Annotated in this window: 10 protein-coding genes; 7 read left to right on the forward strand and 3 right to left on the reverse strand. The window is 35.7% G+C overall.

All coding sequences use genetic code 11. From position 1 onward, the window contains the following. The first annotated feature begins 90 nt into the window (after positions 1 to 90). Together JFU23_RS20085 and JFU23_RS20090 are read left to right on the forward strand one after the other, a co-directional pair. Complete coding sequence (locus JFU23_RS20085; RefSeq protein ID WP_002010930.1) at positions 91 to 1,581, forward strand: coproporphyrinogen III oxidase; 1,491 nt, start codon at positions 91 to 93, stop codon at positions 1,579 to 1,581. A 271-nt stretch (positions 1,582 to 1,852) separates the two neighbouring features. Further along, a complete protein-coding gene (locus JFU23_RS20090; protein WP_085309417.1) occupies positions 1,853 to 3,409 on the forward strand; it encodes a fatty acid--CoA ligase in 1,557 nt (518 codons plus the stop codon). A 38-nt stretch (positions 3,410 to 3,447) separates the two neighbouring features. Here JFU23_RS20090 and JFU23_RS20095 read toward each other — a convergent pair whose 3' ends face one another. Beyond that, on the reverse strand, positions 3,448 to 3,918 hold the full coding sequence (locus JFU23_RS20095; protein WP_201032552.1) for a hypothetical protein: 471 nt from the start codon (positions 3,916 to 3,918) through the stop codon (positions 3,448 to 3,450). Between the two features lie 233 nt (positions 3,919 to 4,151). Between JFU23_RS20095 and JFU23_RS20100 the strand changes: the two genes are divergently transcribed. Both JFU23_RS20100 and JFU23_RS20105 read left to right on the forward strand, forming a co-directional pair. After that, entirely contained in the window at positions 4,152 to 5,630 is a 1,479-nt protein-coding gene (locus tag JFU23_RS20100; protein WP_033708836.1) for a SulP family inorganic anion transporter, read from the forward strand. A gap of 234 nt (positions 5,631 to 5,864) precedes the next feature. Beyond that, entirely contained in the window at positions 5,865 to 6,236 is a 372-nt protein-coding gene (locus JFU23_RS20105) for a hypothetical protein (protein WP_002125538.1), read from the forward strand. Positions 6,237 to 6,306: 70 nt separating this feature from the next. Here JFU23_RS20105 and JFU23_RS20110 read toward each other — a convergent pair whose 3' ends face one another. Together JFU23_RS20110 and secA2 are read right to left on the reverse strand one after the other, a co-directional pair. Next, positions 6,307 to 7,188 carry an accessory Sec system S-layer assembly protein gene (locus tag JFU23_RS20110; RefSeq protein ID WP_201032553.1) on the reverse strand — a complete coding sequence of 294 codons (882 nt, stop codon included), beginning with the start codon at positions 7,186 to 7,188 and terminating at the stop codon, positions 6,307 to 6,309. Positions 7,189 to 7,199: 11 nt separating this feature from the next. Then, positions 7,200 to 9,569 carry an accessory Sec system translocase SecA2 gene (gene secA2, locus JFU23_RS20115; RefSeq protein ID WP_098636376.1) on the reverse strand — a complete coding sequence of 790 codons (2,370 nt, stop codon included), beginning with the start codon at positions 9,567 to 9,569 and terminating at the stop codon, positions 7,200 to 7,202. 269 nt (positions 9,570 to 9,838) lie between these two features. Here secA2 and JFU23_RS20120 point away from each other — a divergent pair, with 269 nt between their 5' ends. The 3 genes from JFU23_RS20120 (at position 9,839) to sap (ending at position 15,646) form a co-directional block, all read left to right on the forward strand. After that, complete coding sequence (locus JFU23_RS20120) at positions 9,839 to 11,359, forward strand: putative polysaccharide biosynthesis protein (protein ID WP_201032554.1); 1,521 nt, start codon at positions 9,839 to 9,841, stop codon at positions 11,357 to 11,359. Between the two features lie 165 nt (positions 11,360 to 11,524). Beyond that, on the forward strand, positions 11,525 to 12,625 hold the full coding sequence (gene csaB / locus JFU23_RS20125; RefSeq protein WP_002125544.1) for a polysaccharide pyruvyl transferase CsaB: 1,101 nt from the start codon (positions 11,525 to 11,527) through the stop codon (positions 12,623 to 12,625). A 570-nt stretch (positions 12,626 to 13,195) separates the two neighbouring features. Next, positions 13,196 to 15,646: an S-layer protein Sap gene (sap, locus tag JFU23_RS20130; protein WP_201032555.1), complete on the forward strand. Its 2,451-nt coding sequence runs from the start codon at positions 13,196 to 13,198 to the stop codon at positions 15,644 to 15,646. Positions 15,647 to 15,863: the final 217 nt, after the last annotated feature.

Below are 15,863 nucleotides of genomic sequence, written 5' to 3' on the forward strand. Positions count from 1 at the left end.
TTAATAGAAGAAATAAGGTAAAACCTTCTGTATTGACCTTCAAACGCCCTTCAAGTAAACTAAAGAGAGTTTGCAAATGAAAAGGTGATAATGTTGTTAATTTCAATTAAAACGTTACAAGATGATCGTTTTTTACGTCCGCTACAAAATATTGGCGGTTTATTTTTTGAAGAGAGCACGATAGGGTTTGAGAAAGAAGAAGCAAATCTTATCGTTGATATACAGATAGAAGGTAATGTGACAGCATCGGCTCGTTTAACAGATGTTGCAACCGGAAATGTATATGAAGAAACATTCGCAAAAGATTTATCTGCTTTCACAGAAGAAAAAGAACGTATGAAGCAAGTGAAACATGTTGTTTCTTACGTATATCTTTCTGTACTTCAACAGCTAACTGGACTTGAACAGAGCTGGGGAATATTAACTGGGGTACGCCCAACGAAACTTCTTCACAAACTGCTTCAAAATGGTATGTCAAAAGAAGAAGCGCATAAAGAACTTCGTGAAAGTTATTTAATTCATGAAGAGAAAATTGAACTTCTTCAGCGTATTGTTGATTGCCAATTAGCGGTTGTTCCGGATTTATACCGTTTGAAAGAAGAAGTAAGTATTTACATCGGTATTCCGTTTTGTCCTACAAAATGTGCGTACTGTACGTTCCCGGCTTATGCAATTAACGGACGCCAAGGATCAGTTGATTCGTTCTTAGGCGGGTTACATTATGAAGTTCGTGAAATTGGTAAGTTTTTAAAAGAAAAAGGTGTTACAGTTACGACGATTTATTACGGCGGCGGTACACCGACGAGTATTACAGCAGAAGAGATGGATATGTTGTATGAAGAAATGTACCAAGCTTTCCCTGATGTGAAAGATGTACGTGAAGTAACAGTTGAGGCAGGTCGCCCAGATACAATCACACCAGCAAAGCTAGAAGTGTTAAATAAATGGAACATTGACCGTATTAGTATTAATCCGCAGTCATACCACCAAGAAACACTAAAAGCAATTGGACGTCATCACACTGTAGAAGAAACGATTGAGAAGTATCATTTAGCACGTGAAATGGGAATGAACAATATTAATATGGATTTAATTATTGGTCTTCCTGGTGAAGGATTAGACATCTTTAAGCATACGTTAGATGAAACAGAAAAGTTAATGCCAGAATCGTTAACAGTTCATACGTTATCATTTAAACGTGCTTCTGAAATGACGCAAAACAAACGTAAATATAAAGTAGCAGGTCGCGAAGAAATTACTGCGATGATGCATGAGGCGGAAGAGTGGACGAAGAACCATAATTACGTGCCATACTATTTATATCGTCAAAAAAATATTTTAGGTAACTTAGAAAACGTTGGGTATGCAATACCGACGCAAGAAAGTATCTACAATATTGTTATTATGGAAGAAGTACAATCGATTATCGGACTTGGTTGCGGGGCATCAAGTAAATTTGTTCACCCACAAACAGGAGCAATTACACACTTTGCGAATCCGAAAGATCCAAAATCATATAACGATGGCTTCGTGAAATATACAGAAGATAAACTGAAAATTTTAGAAGAGCTATTCGTTTAAGAAGAAGGGGGTTGTTCCGATTTGGAACAGCCTCTTTTTATATTGTCAGTTTTTGTCGGTAAGTCGATATATTCGAAAAATAGCTGATATAAATTGAGTTGCGTTCGATATATTCAAAAAATAGCCGATATAATTTCATTTACCATCAAACGGTCCATATGTAAAACTATGTCGATAATAATCAGAAAAATTAGTCAGATTATTAGAGGACAATGTCTACTTATAGACGAAATGATAGATTTATGAAAGAGAAAAGGGGGAAATTGTTGGCATGTACATGACGATAGGGAGAATTTTTGATTTGGCAGTTGGCAAATATCCGAATAAAGAGGCGTTAGTAGAACCAGAAAAAAATATTCGTTGGACATATAAACAGTGGGATGAGCAAATAAATAAAACGGCGCAAGCTCTATTGAACGAAGGAGTAAGAAAAGGAGACTCTGTATCTGTTTACTTATATAACTGTCGTGAATTTGTAAACGTTTACTTAGCCTGTGCGAAAATTGGTGCGATCTTCAATCCAATTAATTTCCGCTTAAAAGCAAAAGAATTATCATATATCCTCCAAGATGCAGCCTCGAAAGTAGTTGTCTTTGAAAAAGCAGTCGAATCAACAGTTGCTATGATTGAACGAGATTTTCCAAATTCGTCTTTTTGGTACGTGGAAGACGATGCACCTTCCTATGCTAGTTCTTACCATGAAAAAGTAAATGAAGCATCAGCTGAGAAAGTCGATATTGTAGTCGATGAAATGGATTTTTGTTCTATGCTTTATACGAGCGGGACGACTGGTCATCCGAAAGGCGTACTACATCGCCATCGTGATATGGCTGAGCATAGTATGATTTGTACGTATTTCATAAAATATAACAGGGATAGCGCCGGTCTTGTGGTAGCACCTTTATATCATTGCGGCGAGTTAAATGCTGGAATCATACCGCGCATTCAAGTTGGCGGAAAGAATGTTATTTTACATCATTTTGATACGGATAGAGTATTACATACCATTCAAGAAGAGAAGATTACGACGTTTTTTGCAGCACCGACGATGTGGAATATGTTACTGCAAAAAGATCTAACTAAGTATGATTTAACTTCAATGAAAATCGGTGTATACGGCGGAGCTGCAATGGCACCGGCGCTAGTGAAGGAATGTAAAGAGCGCCTTTATATTGATCTTGTTCAAATTTACGGAATGACAGAAATGGGACCAGTTGTTGCGTTTCTCGTAGAAGAGGATCAAATTACGAAAGCTGGTTCAGCAGGAACACCGTGCTTTAGCCATGAAATTCGAATTGTGAAACCGAACGAAGATGGACCAGCAGAGCCAGATGATACGTTGCCTCCTTATGAAGTAGGGGAAATTATTTTGCGCGGTCCAACCATGATGGCTGGTTATCATAACCGAGAAGAAGCAAATGCAAAATCGATGTATAAAGGCTGGTATCATTCTGGTGATTTAGGATACTTCGATAAAGACGGCTATTTATTCGTTGCAGACCGCGTTGATGATATGGTAATTAGCGGTGGCGTAAATATTTATCCTCGCGAAATTGAAGATTTTCTTCATAGTCACCCTGGTGTATTAGATGTTGCAGTACTTGGTGAGCCAGACGAACTATGGGGAGAGCGTGTTGTTGCGGTCGTTGTAAAGAAAGATAAAAATATTTCAGAAGCTGATTTAGAAATGTATTGCAAAGAAAGTGATGAATTAGCCGACTATAAACGTCCGCGTCATTACTTATTTGCAGATGAACTTCCTCGTAATGCGAGTGGGAAGTTGCAAAAATTTGTGCTGAGAGAGTCGTTAAAAGGTATGAAAAAATAATGAAAAAATGCCTTTCCAAATTTGGAAAGGCATTTTTATTACTTGCGTGAGAAACCTTCTTCATCAAGGTATTCCGCAGCTTCTGGATAAGAGTTGAATGTACCGTCTAAGTTTACGCCAGCGTAAACATTCCACATGTCATCCTCTTGAATAAGAGTTAGGATATGACCGTCTTCGTTCTTCCATTCTTCTTCTGCAGTAGGTTCCATTGGTGCTACAATTTCCTCTGGCTCCTGTGATAGACGTTCAATTACTTTTTCAATTAATGAACGTAGTTCTTCTTCTGAAAACTCACGGATGTTAATCATACCTTTAGCATCTGTTTTATAACCTTTAATGAAGTATGCATATACAAATCCGTTTCCATTTGGGTGTAAATGATATACAACGTTCTTTTTATCTAAACGACTTTCTTCAAAGTGAAAGTTTACGCGTTTTAATGATACGTTCTTTCTTTCTAATTCCGGGAAAGATTCAATAATCGATAATTTTTCTTCAAAAGTTAGCATAGTGCCTCCAAGTATATAGTAAAAGATTTAATTTGTTCATTATAGCATAGTCAAGTTTGTTTCCAAAGGTAGATTCGTCATATTGCTGTTTTTTAGTTCGGCTTGGGAAGGCTATTTGTAAATGTAGACGCTTACTTCACGAGACTGTAAAGAGTTTTTTATAAATACGCTAACGAATGATTTGTTTTAGATGTACAATGGAACATGGACTTTATAAGAAGGTGGTTATTTATATGTTTCAAAAAATAGCAAAGGAATGTTTAGCAGGGTTTACTGTTGCGATTGTTGCTTTGCCGCTAGCGATTGCATTTGGTATTGCCGCAACGGGAACGTCTGAGGGAGCGCTAGTCGGATTGTATGGTGCGATTTTTGCAGGTTTGTTTGCGGCGTTATTTGGCGGTACACCGGGGCAAGTAACGGGTCCTACTGGGCCGATTACAGTAATTGCAACAGGCGTTATTGCAACTCACGGATTAGAAGCAAGTTTTATTGCATTTATGATGGCAGGGTTATTTCAAATTTTATTCGGTGTATGTAAGCTCGGCTCTTACGTTCGTTACATTCCGTATCCTGTTGTTTCAGGGTTTATGAATGGGATTGCACTGATTATTATTTTAGGTGAAATGAAGCATGTACAAAATAGCTTTCTGCTTGTGTTATTAACGATCATTGTAATGATTGTTTCTGGAAAATGGATTAAGGCCATTCCATCAAGTTTAGTAGCATTAGTAGGTGTTACAGTAACGTTGCCGTTATTTTCTTCTATGCTACAAGGAATTACGGTAAACTTACCAGTTGTAGGAACTCTTTCTTTAAATAAGATGATTGAAAAAATAGGTGCAATTCCAGAGGCGATGCCATCTCTTCACGTACCGAATTTAGACGCAAATGGCATGTTAGCACTTGTATTACCGGCACTTAGTATTGCTTTACTAGGATCAATTGACTCGTTATTAACGTCTGTCGTAATGGATAATGTGACGGGGACACGTCATAAAAGTAATAAAGAGTTAATCGGACAAGGTATTGGCAATATTGCGAGTGGTTTGTTCGGTGGATTAGCAGGAGCAGGTGCAACTGTTAGATCTATCGTCAATATAAGAAGCGGGGGGAAGACGGCACTGTCGGCTTGTATGCATAGTGTCATATTATTTATTTTCATTATGGGACTCGGTTCAGTGGTACAATATATTCCGCTTGCTGTATTATCAGGTATTTTAATTTTAACTGGCATAGGGATGTTTGATTGGGAAAGCATGAAGAAAGCACATGTAGCACCAAGAGGTGATGTGATTGTTATGTTCGTGACGATGGTTGTGACAGTGAAATTCGATTTAATGGTTGCTGTTGCGTTTGGCATTATTCTTTCCTTCATTATATACATGGTGAAGTGTAAAGAACGTAAAGCTTCTATTATAAAAGAAAAAGAAGCGACGTATACGATTCAGGGACCACTTTCATTTCTATCAGTAGATCGTATTTTTGCTTCTTTACAAGATGTGAAGTCACCAGTTAGTTTGCGTATGAAAGATGTACATTATATGGATGTATCAGGAGCTATGGCGTTATTAAACTTTGTTGAGCAATCGGATAAAGCAGGAGCGAGTGTGACACTTGAACATGTACATCCGCATGTTGAAAAGACGATAGTAATGATGGCGAATGATGAGCAAAAAGAGAAACTGCAGTTTTTAAAAGTTAAGGCAATATAACAATAAGAACCTTCACATGAATTGCGTTATAGAGTGTGAAGGTTCTTATTATTTGTATATGAGCTTACTATGTACAAAATCATTATATCTAAATGTTATACGTCTGTTGACAATTGATTTTCTACACAGTATAGTAACATCTTAGATTAGCAATGTGCTATTATAAGAAGGTATATGAATTTTGAGATTCCTTTATATTCAGAAGGAAGAGCTTTAAGCTGGAGGGAATATTTGATGTACAAACAGTTACCACATGGAGTGAAGATCGGGATTACACGATCAATTGTTGTTTCTTTTGAGAGATATATGAAAGAAATTGAATGGAATGAAGAAAAATTTGATATGCAGCAATTTGTTGAACAGTGGAAACAATATTTATACACAAAATCAACTTGGATTAATAAAGTAGATGACGAGTTGAAAGGACATCCAGATTTCCATCAAGCATTAGCGATGAAAGTAAATGAAAAAATTAATGAACTTATTAGTGAGCAGCCGAGCGAAGAACAATTAGAGTTGTTAAACAAGAGCGAAGTAAAGCATGTAGATGAAATGTGTAAACTAGAAGCTGAGTATCATATTGAACGTTTATTAGTAACGAAGTAGATTTTACATAAAAAATAGAGCCTATCCTAAAGGTGTGATGACCATCTTTTAGGATAGGCTTTTTTGTATATTAGTCTTGTGGTACAAATGCTTTCCAGCTAGATAAATCCATATTTTGTTTCAAGATGGATGAAGCAGGGAAAACAAATGACCACGGTTTTGTAGTATTCGCTTTAATTTCAAGATTCGGTAACGTGAAAGCACCTTTAACAACGACTTCTCCAGAAGCATCTTCAATATGAAGAGGAAGTTGTTCTAGTTGAATGTTATCTTTACAGCCGTTACGAATTAGAAGTGTTGTATGTAAATCACCGTTCTCTTTCAGTGCGGCTTGTAAACCTAGGAAGTTAATTTCACCTTCATTTGGAGGTGTTAAATTGTCTACAAAATTACGTAAAGCATCTTTGCTTGCTTCAGGTAACTGAGATTCCCAAGATGGATCTAAATCTAGTTGATGCTTACTTTCAAGTTCGAAAGCTAATTCCCAATCTGATTGAGATAGTTCAGCTTCCGTTACTGTTTCTTGCTCAAATGTAAATACGAAAGGCATATTCACGTTTTCAGGAATATCGCCAAGTGCAGATAGGTTAAATGTTTTACGTGCGCACAGCTTTTTATCTTTGTTTAATAGAAGTAATGTAACTTCTTCGAAAGAAATTGGTTTTGGGACACTGCTGCGAATGAATGCAGCTACATCGTATGCGCCATCACGTTTTTCAATTTCAATTCCTGATAAAGAAATTTGATATTCTTGTAAACGTGGTAATTCTTTATGTAAAAATTGATAAATGTATTTTTGTTCTTGTGCTACGTCACCCCAGCTAGGATGGAAGTAAAGAACTGGCTTTACCGTTTTGTTTTGAGAAGTAGTTTCTTCTTGTCCAAATAATTGATTACTAGAAACAGTAGTATCTTTTCCTTTTTTCTTTGCCTTTTTCAGGAATGATAACATAAATTTTCACCTCATGATTGTACGTTTTCTGGAACTGCTAAATGTCTCGCGATATATCGGCACATTTCTTTTTCAAAATTACCGTAAGTGTATAAGAAAATATCCAAACCTTCTTTTTGGTAAAGGCGAGTTGGATCTTCTTGTTGATATTGTCTTAAGCCAATACCTTCTTTCAAGTGAGTCATTGCATCTAAGTGATTTACCCAGTTTTGATCTAGGAAGTGTAAACCAACGTAGCGCAGTGATTGTTGTAAATCCGCATGGTCATTTAATTCTTGTACACGTTCGATATAGCTAGAAATTGTATCTTTTAAAACGATTTGTAAATCCTCAGGCGAATGTACGTCGTTCGCAGATAATGGCGGCAAAGTTTCAACCGCTAAAACTTCTTTAATAGATGCTGTTAAACTAGTGAAATCCCATTCTTCAGGAAGCATTCCTTCGAAAAGGTGCTGCTTAGCAATTGCATCCACAGAGTGTTCAATCATTGGAATAACAAGTTCTATCATATTTGTTTCTTCTTTTAGAAGGTTGTTACGTAGTGTGTATATAACATTACGTTGATCATTAATTACGTCATCTAATTTTAAATTATATTCACGCATTGAGAAATGACCACCTTCACAAATTAATTGTGTACGGTTAATGAAATCATGAACTTTAGATGTATTAATAAGCCCCGTTTTGTCAGGTTTCAGTGATTTCTCCAGCTTTTCTACTTCTTCGTGAGCGAAGCGCTTTAGCATCTCATCTTCTAAAGATAGGAAAAATTGAGAGCTTCCTGGATCACCTTGGCGACCAGCTCGTCCTTTAAGCTGGTTATCAACGCGGCGAGATTCATGACGTTCTGTTCCAATTACATGTAATCCACCAAGGGCGTGGACACCTTCACCTAGTAAAATATCAGTACCTCGGCCTGCCATATTTGTAGCGATTGTAATTTGACCTTTTTGCCCGGCAGTTGCAATTAAGTCTGCTTCTTGCTCTGCACTTTTAGCGTTTAATAATTGATACTTTATGTTTGCTTCATCTAAATAACGAGCAACAGTTTCAGATTGCAAGATAGACATCGTTCCAATTAAAATAGGGCGTCCTTGCTTATTCTGTTTTAGAACTTCTTCACGCACAGCTTTATATTTATCATCAGCTGTTACATATACTACGTCATTTTTATCTTCACGAAGAATAGGACGGTTCGTTGGAATTGGAATAACTTCCATATTATATACACGGTTGAATTCTTTTTCTTCCGTTTTTGCGGTACCTGTCATACCTGATAATGCCGGATACATACGGAAGAAGTTTTGAATTGTAATAGAAGCTTGTGTTTGATTTTCTTCTGTAATTTCTAAACCTTCTTTTGCTTCTAGTGCTTGATGTAAGCCGTCACTTAAAGAGCGACCATCCATAACACGTCCTGTGAAAATATCTACAAGTAGTATTTTTTCATCATGCACAATATAGTCAACGTCAAGCTGGAAAGCGACATTGGCACGTAATGATTGAATCATATAATGGTATAGAGTTTGATGCTCTAAATCATATAAGTTATCGATGTCAAATAAATCTTCTATTTTTGTAATACCGTCTTCTGTAAAACTAGCTGATTTCGATTCTGCATCGTATGTATAGTGAAGGGTATCTTGGAATGATTTAATAACTTTTGCACATAAATAATGCAAATCAGAGCTACCTGATTTCTTCCCAGCAATGATAAGTGGCGTTTTCGCCTCATCAATTAAAACGCTATCAATCTCATCGATAATAGCAAAGTGATAGGGGCGCTGAACTTGATCATTTTGTGAAGCAGCCATATTATCGCGAAGATAGTCAAAGCCAAACTCTGTTCCAATACCGTATGTAATATCAGCTTTGTACGCAAGTTTCTTTTCAGAAGGATCGATTTGAGGAATATTTAATCCAACTTGTAAGCCTAGAAATTCATGGACTTGGCCAATTAATTCTTTATCACGCTTCGCTAAGTAATCGTTTACAGTAATAACATGAACGCCTTTTCCTTCAAGGGCACGTACATATGTTGGGAGAGAGGAAACTAATGTTTTTCCTTCACCAGTTGGCATCTCCGCAATATTACCTTCTAGTAATACAAGTCCTCCGATTAACTGCACATCGTAATGGCGTAATCCGAGCACACGTTTTGCGGCTTCGCGTACAACAGCGAATGCTTCTACTTTTATGTCATCAACTGTTTTACCATCCGTAAGCATACTTTTGAATGTGACAGTTTTGTGACGTAATTCTTCGTCAGGTAAATCAGACATTTGTTTTTCCAAATCATTAATATCTTGAACGAGTTGTTCATATTTTTTTAGCTTTCTCTTTTGAGAATCTCCTAACAATTTCTTTACCGAATTCAGCATGTTGTAAACACTCCTCTTACTGACAATAGCTACATTATAGCACATGTTTATCTTGAACAAGTAGAAGTAGTAAATTGAAGAAAATACTGGATAAAAATACGCGTATCTTGCACATATTATATTTAAAACATAAAAAGAAAGAGAGTATTCAATATATAAGAAATTTGGTATGATAACTAAATGAGATAAAGTGATGATTCTCAAGTTGAATGAATAATATGGATTTAATATTTTATGTAGATTATATATTGAAAGAAAAGAGATAGAAGATGAATAAAAAGTTTGTAAAAGGCGCTGCGATTTTAACCGTTACAACGTTTATATCGAAAGTAGTGGGGAGTTTTTTTCAAATTCCATTGCAAAATATAGCAGGGGATGAAGTACTTGGGATTTTCCGTCTTGTTTTTCCTGTATATATGATAGCCTTAACTTTATCAGTAGCGGGAGTCCCGCTAGCAATATCACAGTTAGTAGCTGATCTTCATGAAAAGAATGATCGTGACGGAATAGCTAAATTGTTTACGTCCGCATCTATTATCGGTGTTATATTTGGGGTGCTCGGATTTTTAATTATTATCATTGGATCGAGTAGCATTGCAAATATGCTTGGTGGACAAGAGACGAGGCTACCATTAATTGTTACTTCGTTTGCTTTATTAATCGCACCGTATATGGCAGTGTACCGTGGATATTTCCAAGGGTTTGGAGATATGATACCTACTGGTGTATCGCAAGTAATTGAACAGTTGATTCGCGTGTTCTTTATGCTAACAATAGCCTATATATTTGTATATTGGAATAAAGGTAGTGATATCATAACAGGCGGAGCAATGATCGGTTCTTGTTTTGGTGTTATTACGTCACTCATATATTTGCGAATGAAATATGTGAAAAGCACGTATCGCTATAAGAGTGAAACATATTCATTACAAGACTTTAAGAAAAATGCGAAAAGTATACTCCGTGTTTCAGTTCCTATTGCAATCGGAGCGTTATCGATGCCTGTTTTAAATTTAGTTGATTCTGTAACAATTCCACATGTATTACATGAATCTTCTACAACGATTCAGGAACAATTTGGTATATATAGCCGTGGTTTTGCATTTACGCAATTAATCGTTGTATTTGCAAGTGCGATAGTATTTCCACTAATTCCATTATTAACAGCGGCTTTAACAAAAAAAGATATAGCTTTAGCTAAACTGACAGTAAAACGTACAAATGAGTTTGCACACGTTTTAACAATGCCGATAACGATATGGCTTATGGCGCTTGCAGTACCGCTTAATGTTGCGTTATTTACAGATACAAAAGGAAGTGGCATGTTAGCTATTTTAATTGGTAGCTCGTATTTCACATCACTTATGGTATTATCAATAGGAATCTTGCAAGGGATTAATCGTTCGATGCAAGCAGCATGGATTGTCATCGGTGTAAGTTTTGTAAAAATTGTATTAAATATAGCGCTAGTAAACCAATTCGGTATAAATGGAGCAGCGTATAGTACTCTAATTATTTATATAATGATTTGTATCGTAAATCATATTTATATTAGAAAAGATCTTTCCTATCCAATAGCTATAGGGAAATTTTTGGCTGTGATTGGAGTATCTAGTATTTTAGGTATAGCATTATACTTTGGGTCTACATTAATCAATGTGACAGATTCCAGGATTTTAGCAATGATATATAGTGCTGTGGCGTTAAGTATAGCTTCAGTGTTATATGGCATATGTGCATTGAAACTAAACTGGATATCGAAAGAACAAATTCCATTTTTACGTAAATAAAATCGTTGATTATAGAAAATGAACAATATTATACATGGGCATGACTTGTTAGATGTTTGTGAAAGAAATCAATTTGAAGTTATCAAACCTTTCTCGGCAAGGAATGGATAACAATTTGTTTAATTACAAAAAGAGTTGATTGCGAAATGTTGGAGGAGATTAAGAGTGCGGTTAGTTTTATCAGGATATTATGGTTTTTATAATGTTGGGGACGAAGCAATTTTGCAATCAATTATTAAAGCGCTACATGAAGAGGATCCTACTCTTGAGCTTGTTGTACTTTCAAATGACCCCGACTATACAAGAAAAATGTACGGTGTAGAAGCAGTAAACCGATGGGATATAAGAGCGATTTACCGAGAAATAAAGAGAAGTAATGGTTTAATTAGCGGAGGCGGAAGTCTCTTACAAGATAAGACGAGTATTAAGAGTATTTTATACTATACGGGTATTATGCGGCTTGCCCGTTTTTTGAAAAAGCCGTATTATATTTACGCCCAAGGAATCGGGCCTATCACGAAGAAGCAAAATCGTTTATTAGTGAAATGGCATGTATCAAAGGCTGAATATATATCAGTACGTGATGAAGACTCTTTTTTGTACTTAAAAGAAATTGGTATTAAGAAAGACATCGAACTTGTTCCAGATCCAGTATTAGCTTGTCAGCCAGAAGAAAAGAAATCCGATTGGCTTCAAAAACATGCGCTGCAAGGAAAGGTCGTTGCGGTTAGTGTAAGGTACTGGGATGCAAAAGAAGATTATATGAAGAAGTTAGCAGATACGCTGAAAAAGCTTAAGCAAGAGGGATACCATATTTTATTTGTACCGATGCATGGACCATTTGATCAAAATGCATCAAGGGATATCATTAATTTGATGGGAGAAGAAGCGCACATGCTCCCTTATAAAATGGATATTCATGAGAAAATCTCTATTTTATCAGAGTGCTCTCTTTTAATAGGGATGAGACTGCATGCTCTTATATTATCGGCAGTTGCAAACACGCCTATGATTGGAATTTCCTATGATCCAAAGATCGATTCGTTTTTACAACAAGTAAATCAGCCGATTATTGGGAATGTTGATGGAGACTGGACGACAGAAACATTACATAGTATGGCGATTAAACAATTGGAGCAAACAGAATATGTACAAGAAACGTTAGGACAAAGGGTAGAGGAATTGCGAGAGCAAATTTCCATAGCGTCCAAATATATTATTAATGACTTGCATGCAAAAGAGTCTATAAAAAGAGGAATGGAATAGAGGCCATTCCTCTTTTTATTCAATAATTGAGTAGAAGAAAGAACAGGGATCACCTGTTCTTTTTTGCTATGTAAGTAAAAGTTTGAAAGAGAAGCGTATGGAAGAAAAAATAAAATGTCGACAAAAAATATAAAAATGTAGAATAATGTCGAAAGTTATAAAAACGTCGTGTCGATTAATGTCGTAATATCTTCATAATTAGATATTTAAATTGCAAACGTTTTTCTGCTATAGTAGTAAGTGGTTATGTACAGATTGTGTGAAGCTTATGTTGATACACAATTAATACATACTTGATAATGAAGCCTATACATAATTTTTATGAGATGTCGAAAAATAAAGTTGGATAATTGTAAATCTTTTTATTTTTTTGGCGTTTAGGGATTTTATTTTTCAATAAAATGGTGTAATATGTGTATTGTTCTATATTATGGAATGGGTTTCGCATTTCTATAATGTAATACTTTAATCAAATTTATACTTACTAGTTTCAATCATACATAGGAAATTGTTATTTATCTCATATGCTATGAAACTAGTATTACATTCCTGAAGGAGGAAATATATAAAATGGCAAAGACTAACTCTTACAAAAAATTAATCGCTGGCACAATGACAGCAGCAATGGTAGCAGGTGTTGTATCTCCAGTAGCAGCAGCAGGAAAATCATTCCCAGACGTTCCAGCTGATCACTGGGCATTAGATTCTATTAACTACTTAGTAGAAAAAGGCGCAATTAAAGGTACTGACACAGGAATGTTCGAGCCTGGAAAAGAATTAACTCGTGCAGAAGCAGCTACAATGATGGCTCAAATCTTAAACTTACCAATCGATAAAGATGCTAAACCATCTTATACTGACGCTCAAGAGGGCTGGGCTACTCCATTCATCGCAGCTGTAGAAAAAGCTGGTGTAGTTAAAGGTAAAGGTAACGGCACATTCGATCCAAACGGAAAAATGGACCGCGTTTCAATGGCATCTATGCTTGTAGAAGCTTACAAATTAGATACTAAAGTAAATGGTACTCCAGCAACTAAATTCAAAGACTTAGAAGATAGCTGGGGTAAAGCGAAAGCTAACATCCTAGTTGAATTAGGAATTTCTGCAGGTACTACAGCTACTACTTGGGAGCCAACAAAAACTGTAACTAAAGCAGAAGCAGCTCAATTCATTGCTAAGACTGACAAAGATTTCGGTGCGGCAGCAAAAGTTGAATCTGCAAAAGCAGTTACATCTCAAAAAGTAGAAGTTAAATTTGACAAAGCTGTTGAAAAATTAACTAAAGAAGACGTTAAAGTAACAAACAAAGCTAACAACGATAAAGCGTTAGTTAAAAACGTAACTTTATCAGAAGATAAAAAATCTGCTACAGTTGAGTTATACGATAACCTAGCAGCTAAACAAACTTACACTGTAGATGTAAATAAAGTTGGTAAAACAGAAGTAACTGTAGGTTCTTTAGAAGCAAAAACAATTGAAATGGCTGATCAAACAGTAGTAGCTAATACAGCAACTAAATTACAATACAAAGTTACAGATGAAAACGGTACTGAAGTTGTTTCACCAACTGGTATTGAATTTGAAACTCCAGCTGCTGAGGGAACAATTAAAAATGGTGAAATTACTTTAGCAAAAGGTACTTCAACTACTGTAAAAGCTGTTTATAAAAAAGACGGTAAAGTAGTAGCTGAAAGTAAAACAGTAAAAGTTTCTGCTGAAGGTGCTGCAGTAGCTTCAATCTCTAACTGGACAGTTGCAGAACAAGGTACAGCTGACTTTACTTCTAAAGATTTCAAACAAAACAATAAAGTTTACGAAGGCGACAATGCTTACGTTCAAGTAGAATTGAAAGACCAATTTAATGGAGTAACAACTGGAGCAGTTGAATACGAGTCATTAAATACAGAAGTAGCAGTAGTAGATAAAGCTACTGGTAAAGTAACTGTTTTAGCTGCAGGGAAAGCACCAGTAAAAGTAACTGTTAAAGATACAAACGGTAAAGTACTTGTTTCAAAAACAGTTGAAATTGAGGCTTTCGCTCAAAAATCTCTAAAAGAAATTAAGTTAGAGCAAACAAACTTAACACTTTCTACGAAAGACGTAACAGACTTAAAAATAAAAGCTCCAGTATTAGATCAATACGGTAAAGACTTTACTGCTGATAAAGTAGAAGTAAAAGTTCTTGATAAAGACGGTAAAGAGCTAAAAAATCAAAAAGTAACTGCTAAGTACGAAAATAAGGAATTAGTAGTAAATGCTAATGAGCAAGAAGCTGGAAAATACGTATTAGAATTAACAGCTACTTCTGGTAAAAAAGAAGTAAAAGCTAAAGTAAATCTAGAATTAAAAGCTCCAGGTACATTCTCTAAATTTGAAGTTCGTGGCTTAGAGAACGAGTTAGATAAATATGTTACTAAAGACAATAAAAAGAATGCTATGACTGTTTCTGTTCTTCCAGTTGATGCAAATGGTCTAGTTTTAAAAGGTGCAGAAGATGCTAAGTTAGTAGTAACAACAACAAATAAAGAGGGTAAAGAAGTAGTGGCAACTACTGAGCAAGTAACTGTGGACAATAACAGTGTAATTACTGTTGGAGCAGGTGCAAAAGCTGGTGAAACTTACAAAGTAGCTGTGAAATTAGCTGATGATAAGTTAATCGCAACTCACTCATTCAAAGTTGTTGACACAGCACCGGCTGCTCAAGGATTAGCAGTAGAATTCACAAGCACATCTCTAAAAGATGTAGTAGCAAACGCTGATTTAAAAGCTGAGCTTGTAAAGATCCTATCTGTTGATAACGTACCTGCAACTAAAGCAAACGCAACAGTTTCTAAAGTAGAATTTGTTTCTGCTGACACAAGTGTTGTAGCTGAAGATGGAAAAGTTGGTACAAAAGGTGCAACATCTATCTACGTGAAAAACCTGACAGTTGTAAAAGAAGGTAAAGAACAAAAGGTAGAATTTGATAAAGCAGTAAGAGTAGCAGTTTCTATCAAAGAAGTAAAGCCTGCACAAAACTAATTTAAAATAATTAAATAGTAAGTGCTTAATAAAGCCTATGAGAAAATAGATGAAAGTCTATGAGTATCATAGGCTTTTATTTTACGTTAATAGTAGAATCATGTAAAAAAATTTAAGGGGAAGGAGATAAGTTTTGTAGGGTTTATTAATTTTTATTTGAGATCTAAATTTTTAGATTTTAAGAGGTACTTACAAAATGTACTAGCTATTTAGTGAT

The organism is Bacillus sp. TH50 (assembly GCF_016650565.1).
Lineage (GTDB): Bacteria > Bacillota > Bacilli > Bacillales > Bacillaceae_G > Bacillus_A > Bacillus_A mycoides.

Coding starts and splice junctions, on each gene's coding strand:
- JFU23_RS20085 (WP_002010930.1), top strand. CDS start 91: ATGTTGTTAATTTCAATTAAAACGTTACAAGATGATCGTTTTTTACGT.
- JFU23_RS20090 (WP_085309417.1), top strand. CDS start 1,853: ATGTACATGACGATAGGGAGAATTTTTGATTTGGCAGTTGGCAAATAT.
- JFU23_RS20095 (WP_201032552.1), bottom strand. CDS start 3,918: ATGCTAACTTTTGAAGAAAAATTATCGATTATTGAATCTTTCCCGGAA.
- JFU23_RS20100 (WP_033708836.1), top strand. CDS start 4,152: ATGTTTCAAAAAATAGCAAAGGAATGTTTAGCAGGGTTTACTGTTGCG.
- JFU23_RS20105 (WP_002125538.1), top strand. CDS start 5,865: ATGTACAAACAGTTACCACATGGAGTGAAGATCGGGATTACACGATCA.
- JFU23_RS20110 (WP_201032553.1), bottom strand. CDS start 7,188: ATGTTATCATTCCTGAAAAAGGCAAAGAAAAAAGGAAAAGATACTACT.
- secA2 (WP_098636376.1), bottom strand. CDS start 9,569: ATGCTGAATTCGGTAAAGAAATTGTTAGGAGATTCTCAAAAGAGAAAG.
- JFU23_RS20120 (WP_201032554.1), top strand. CDS start 9,839: ATGAATAAAAAGTTTGTAAAAGGCGCTGCGATTTTAACCGTTACAACG.
- sap (WP_201032555.1), top strand. CDS start 13,196: ATGGCAAAGACTAACTCTTACAAAAAATTAATCGCTGGCACAATGACA.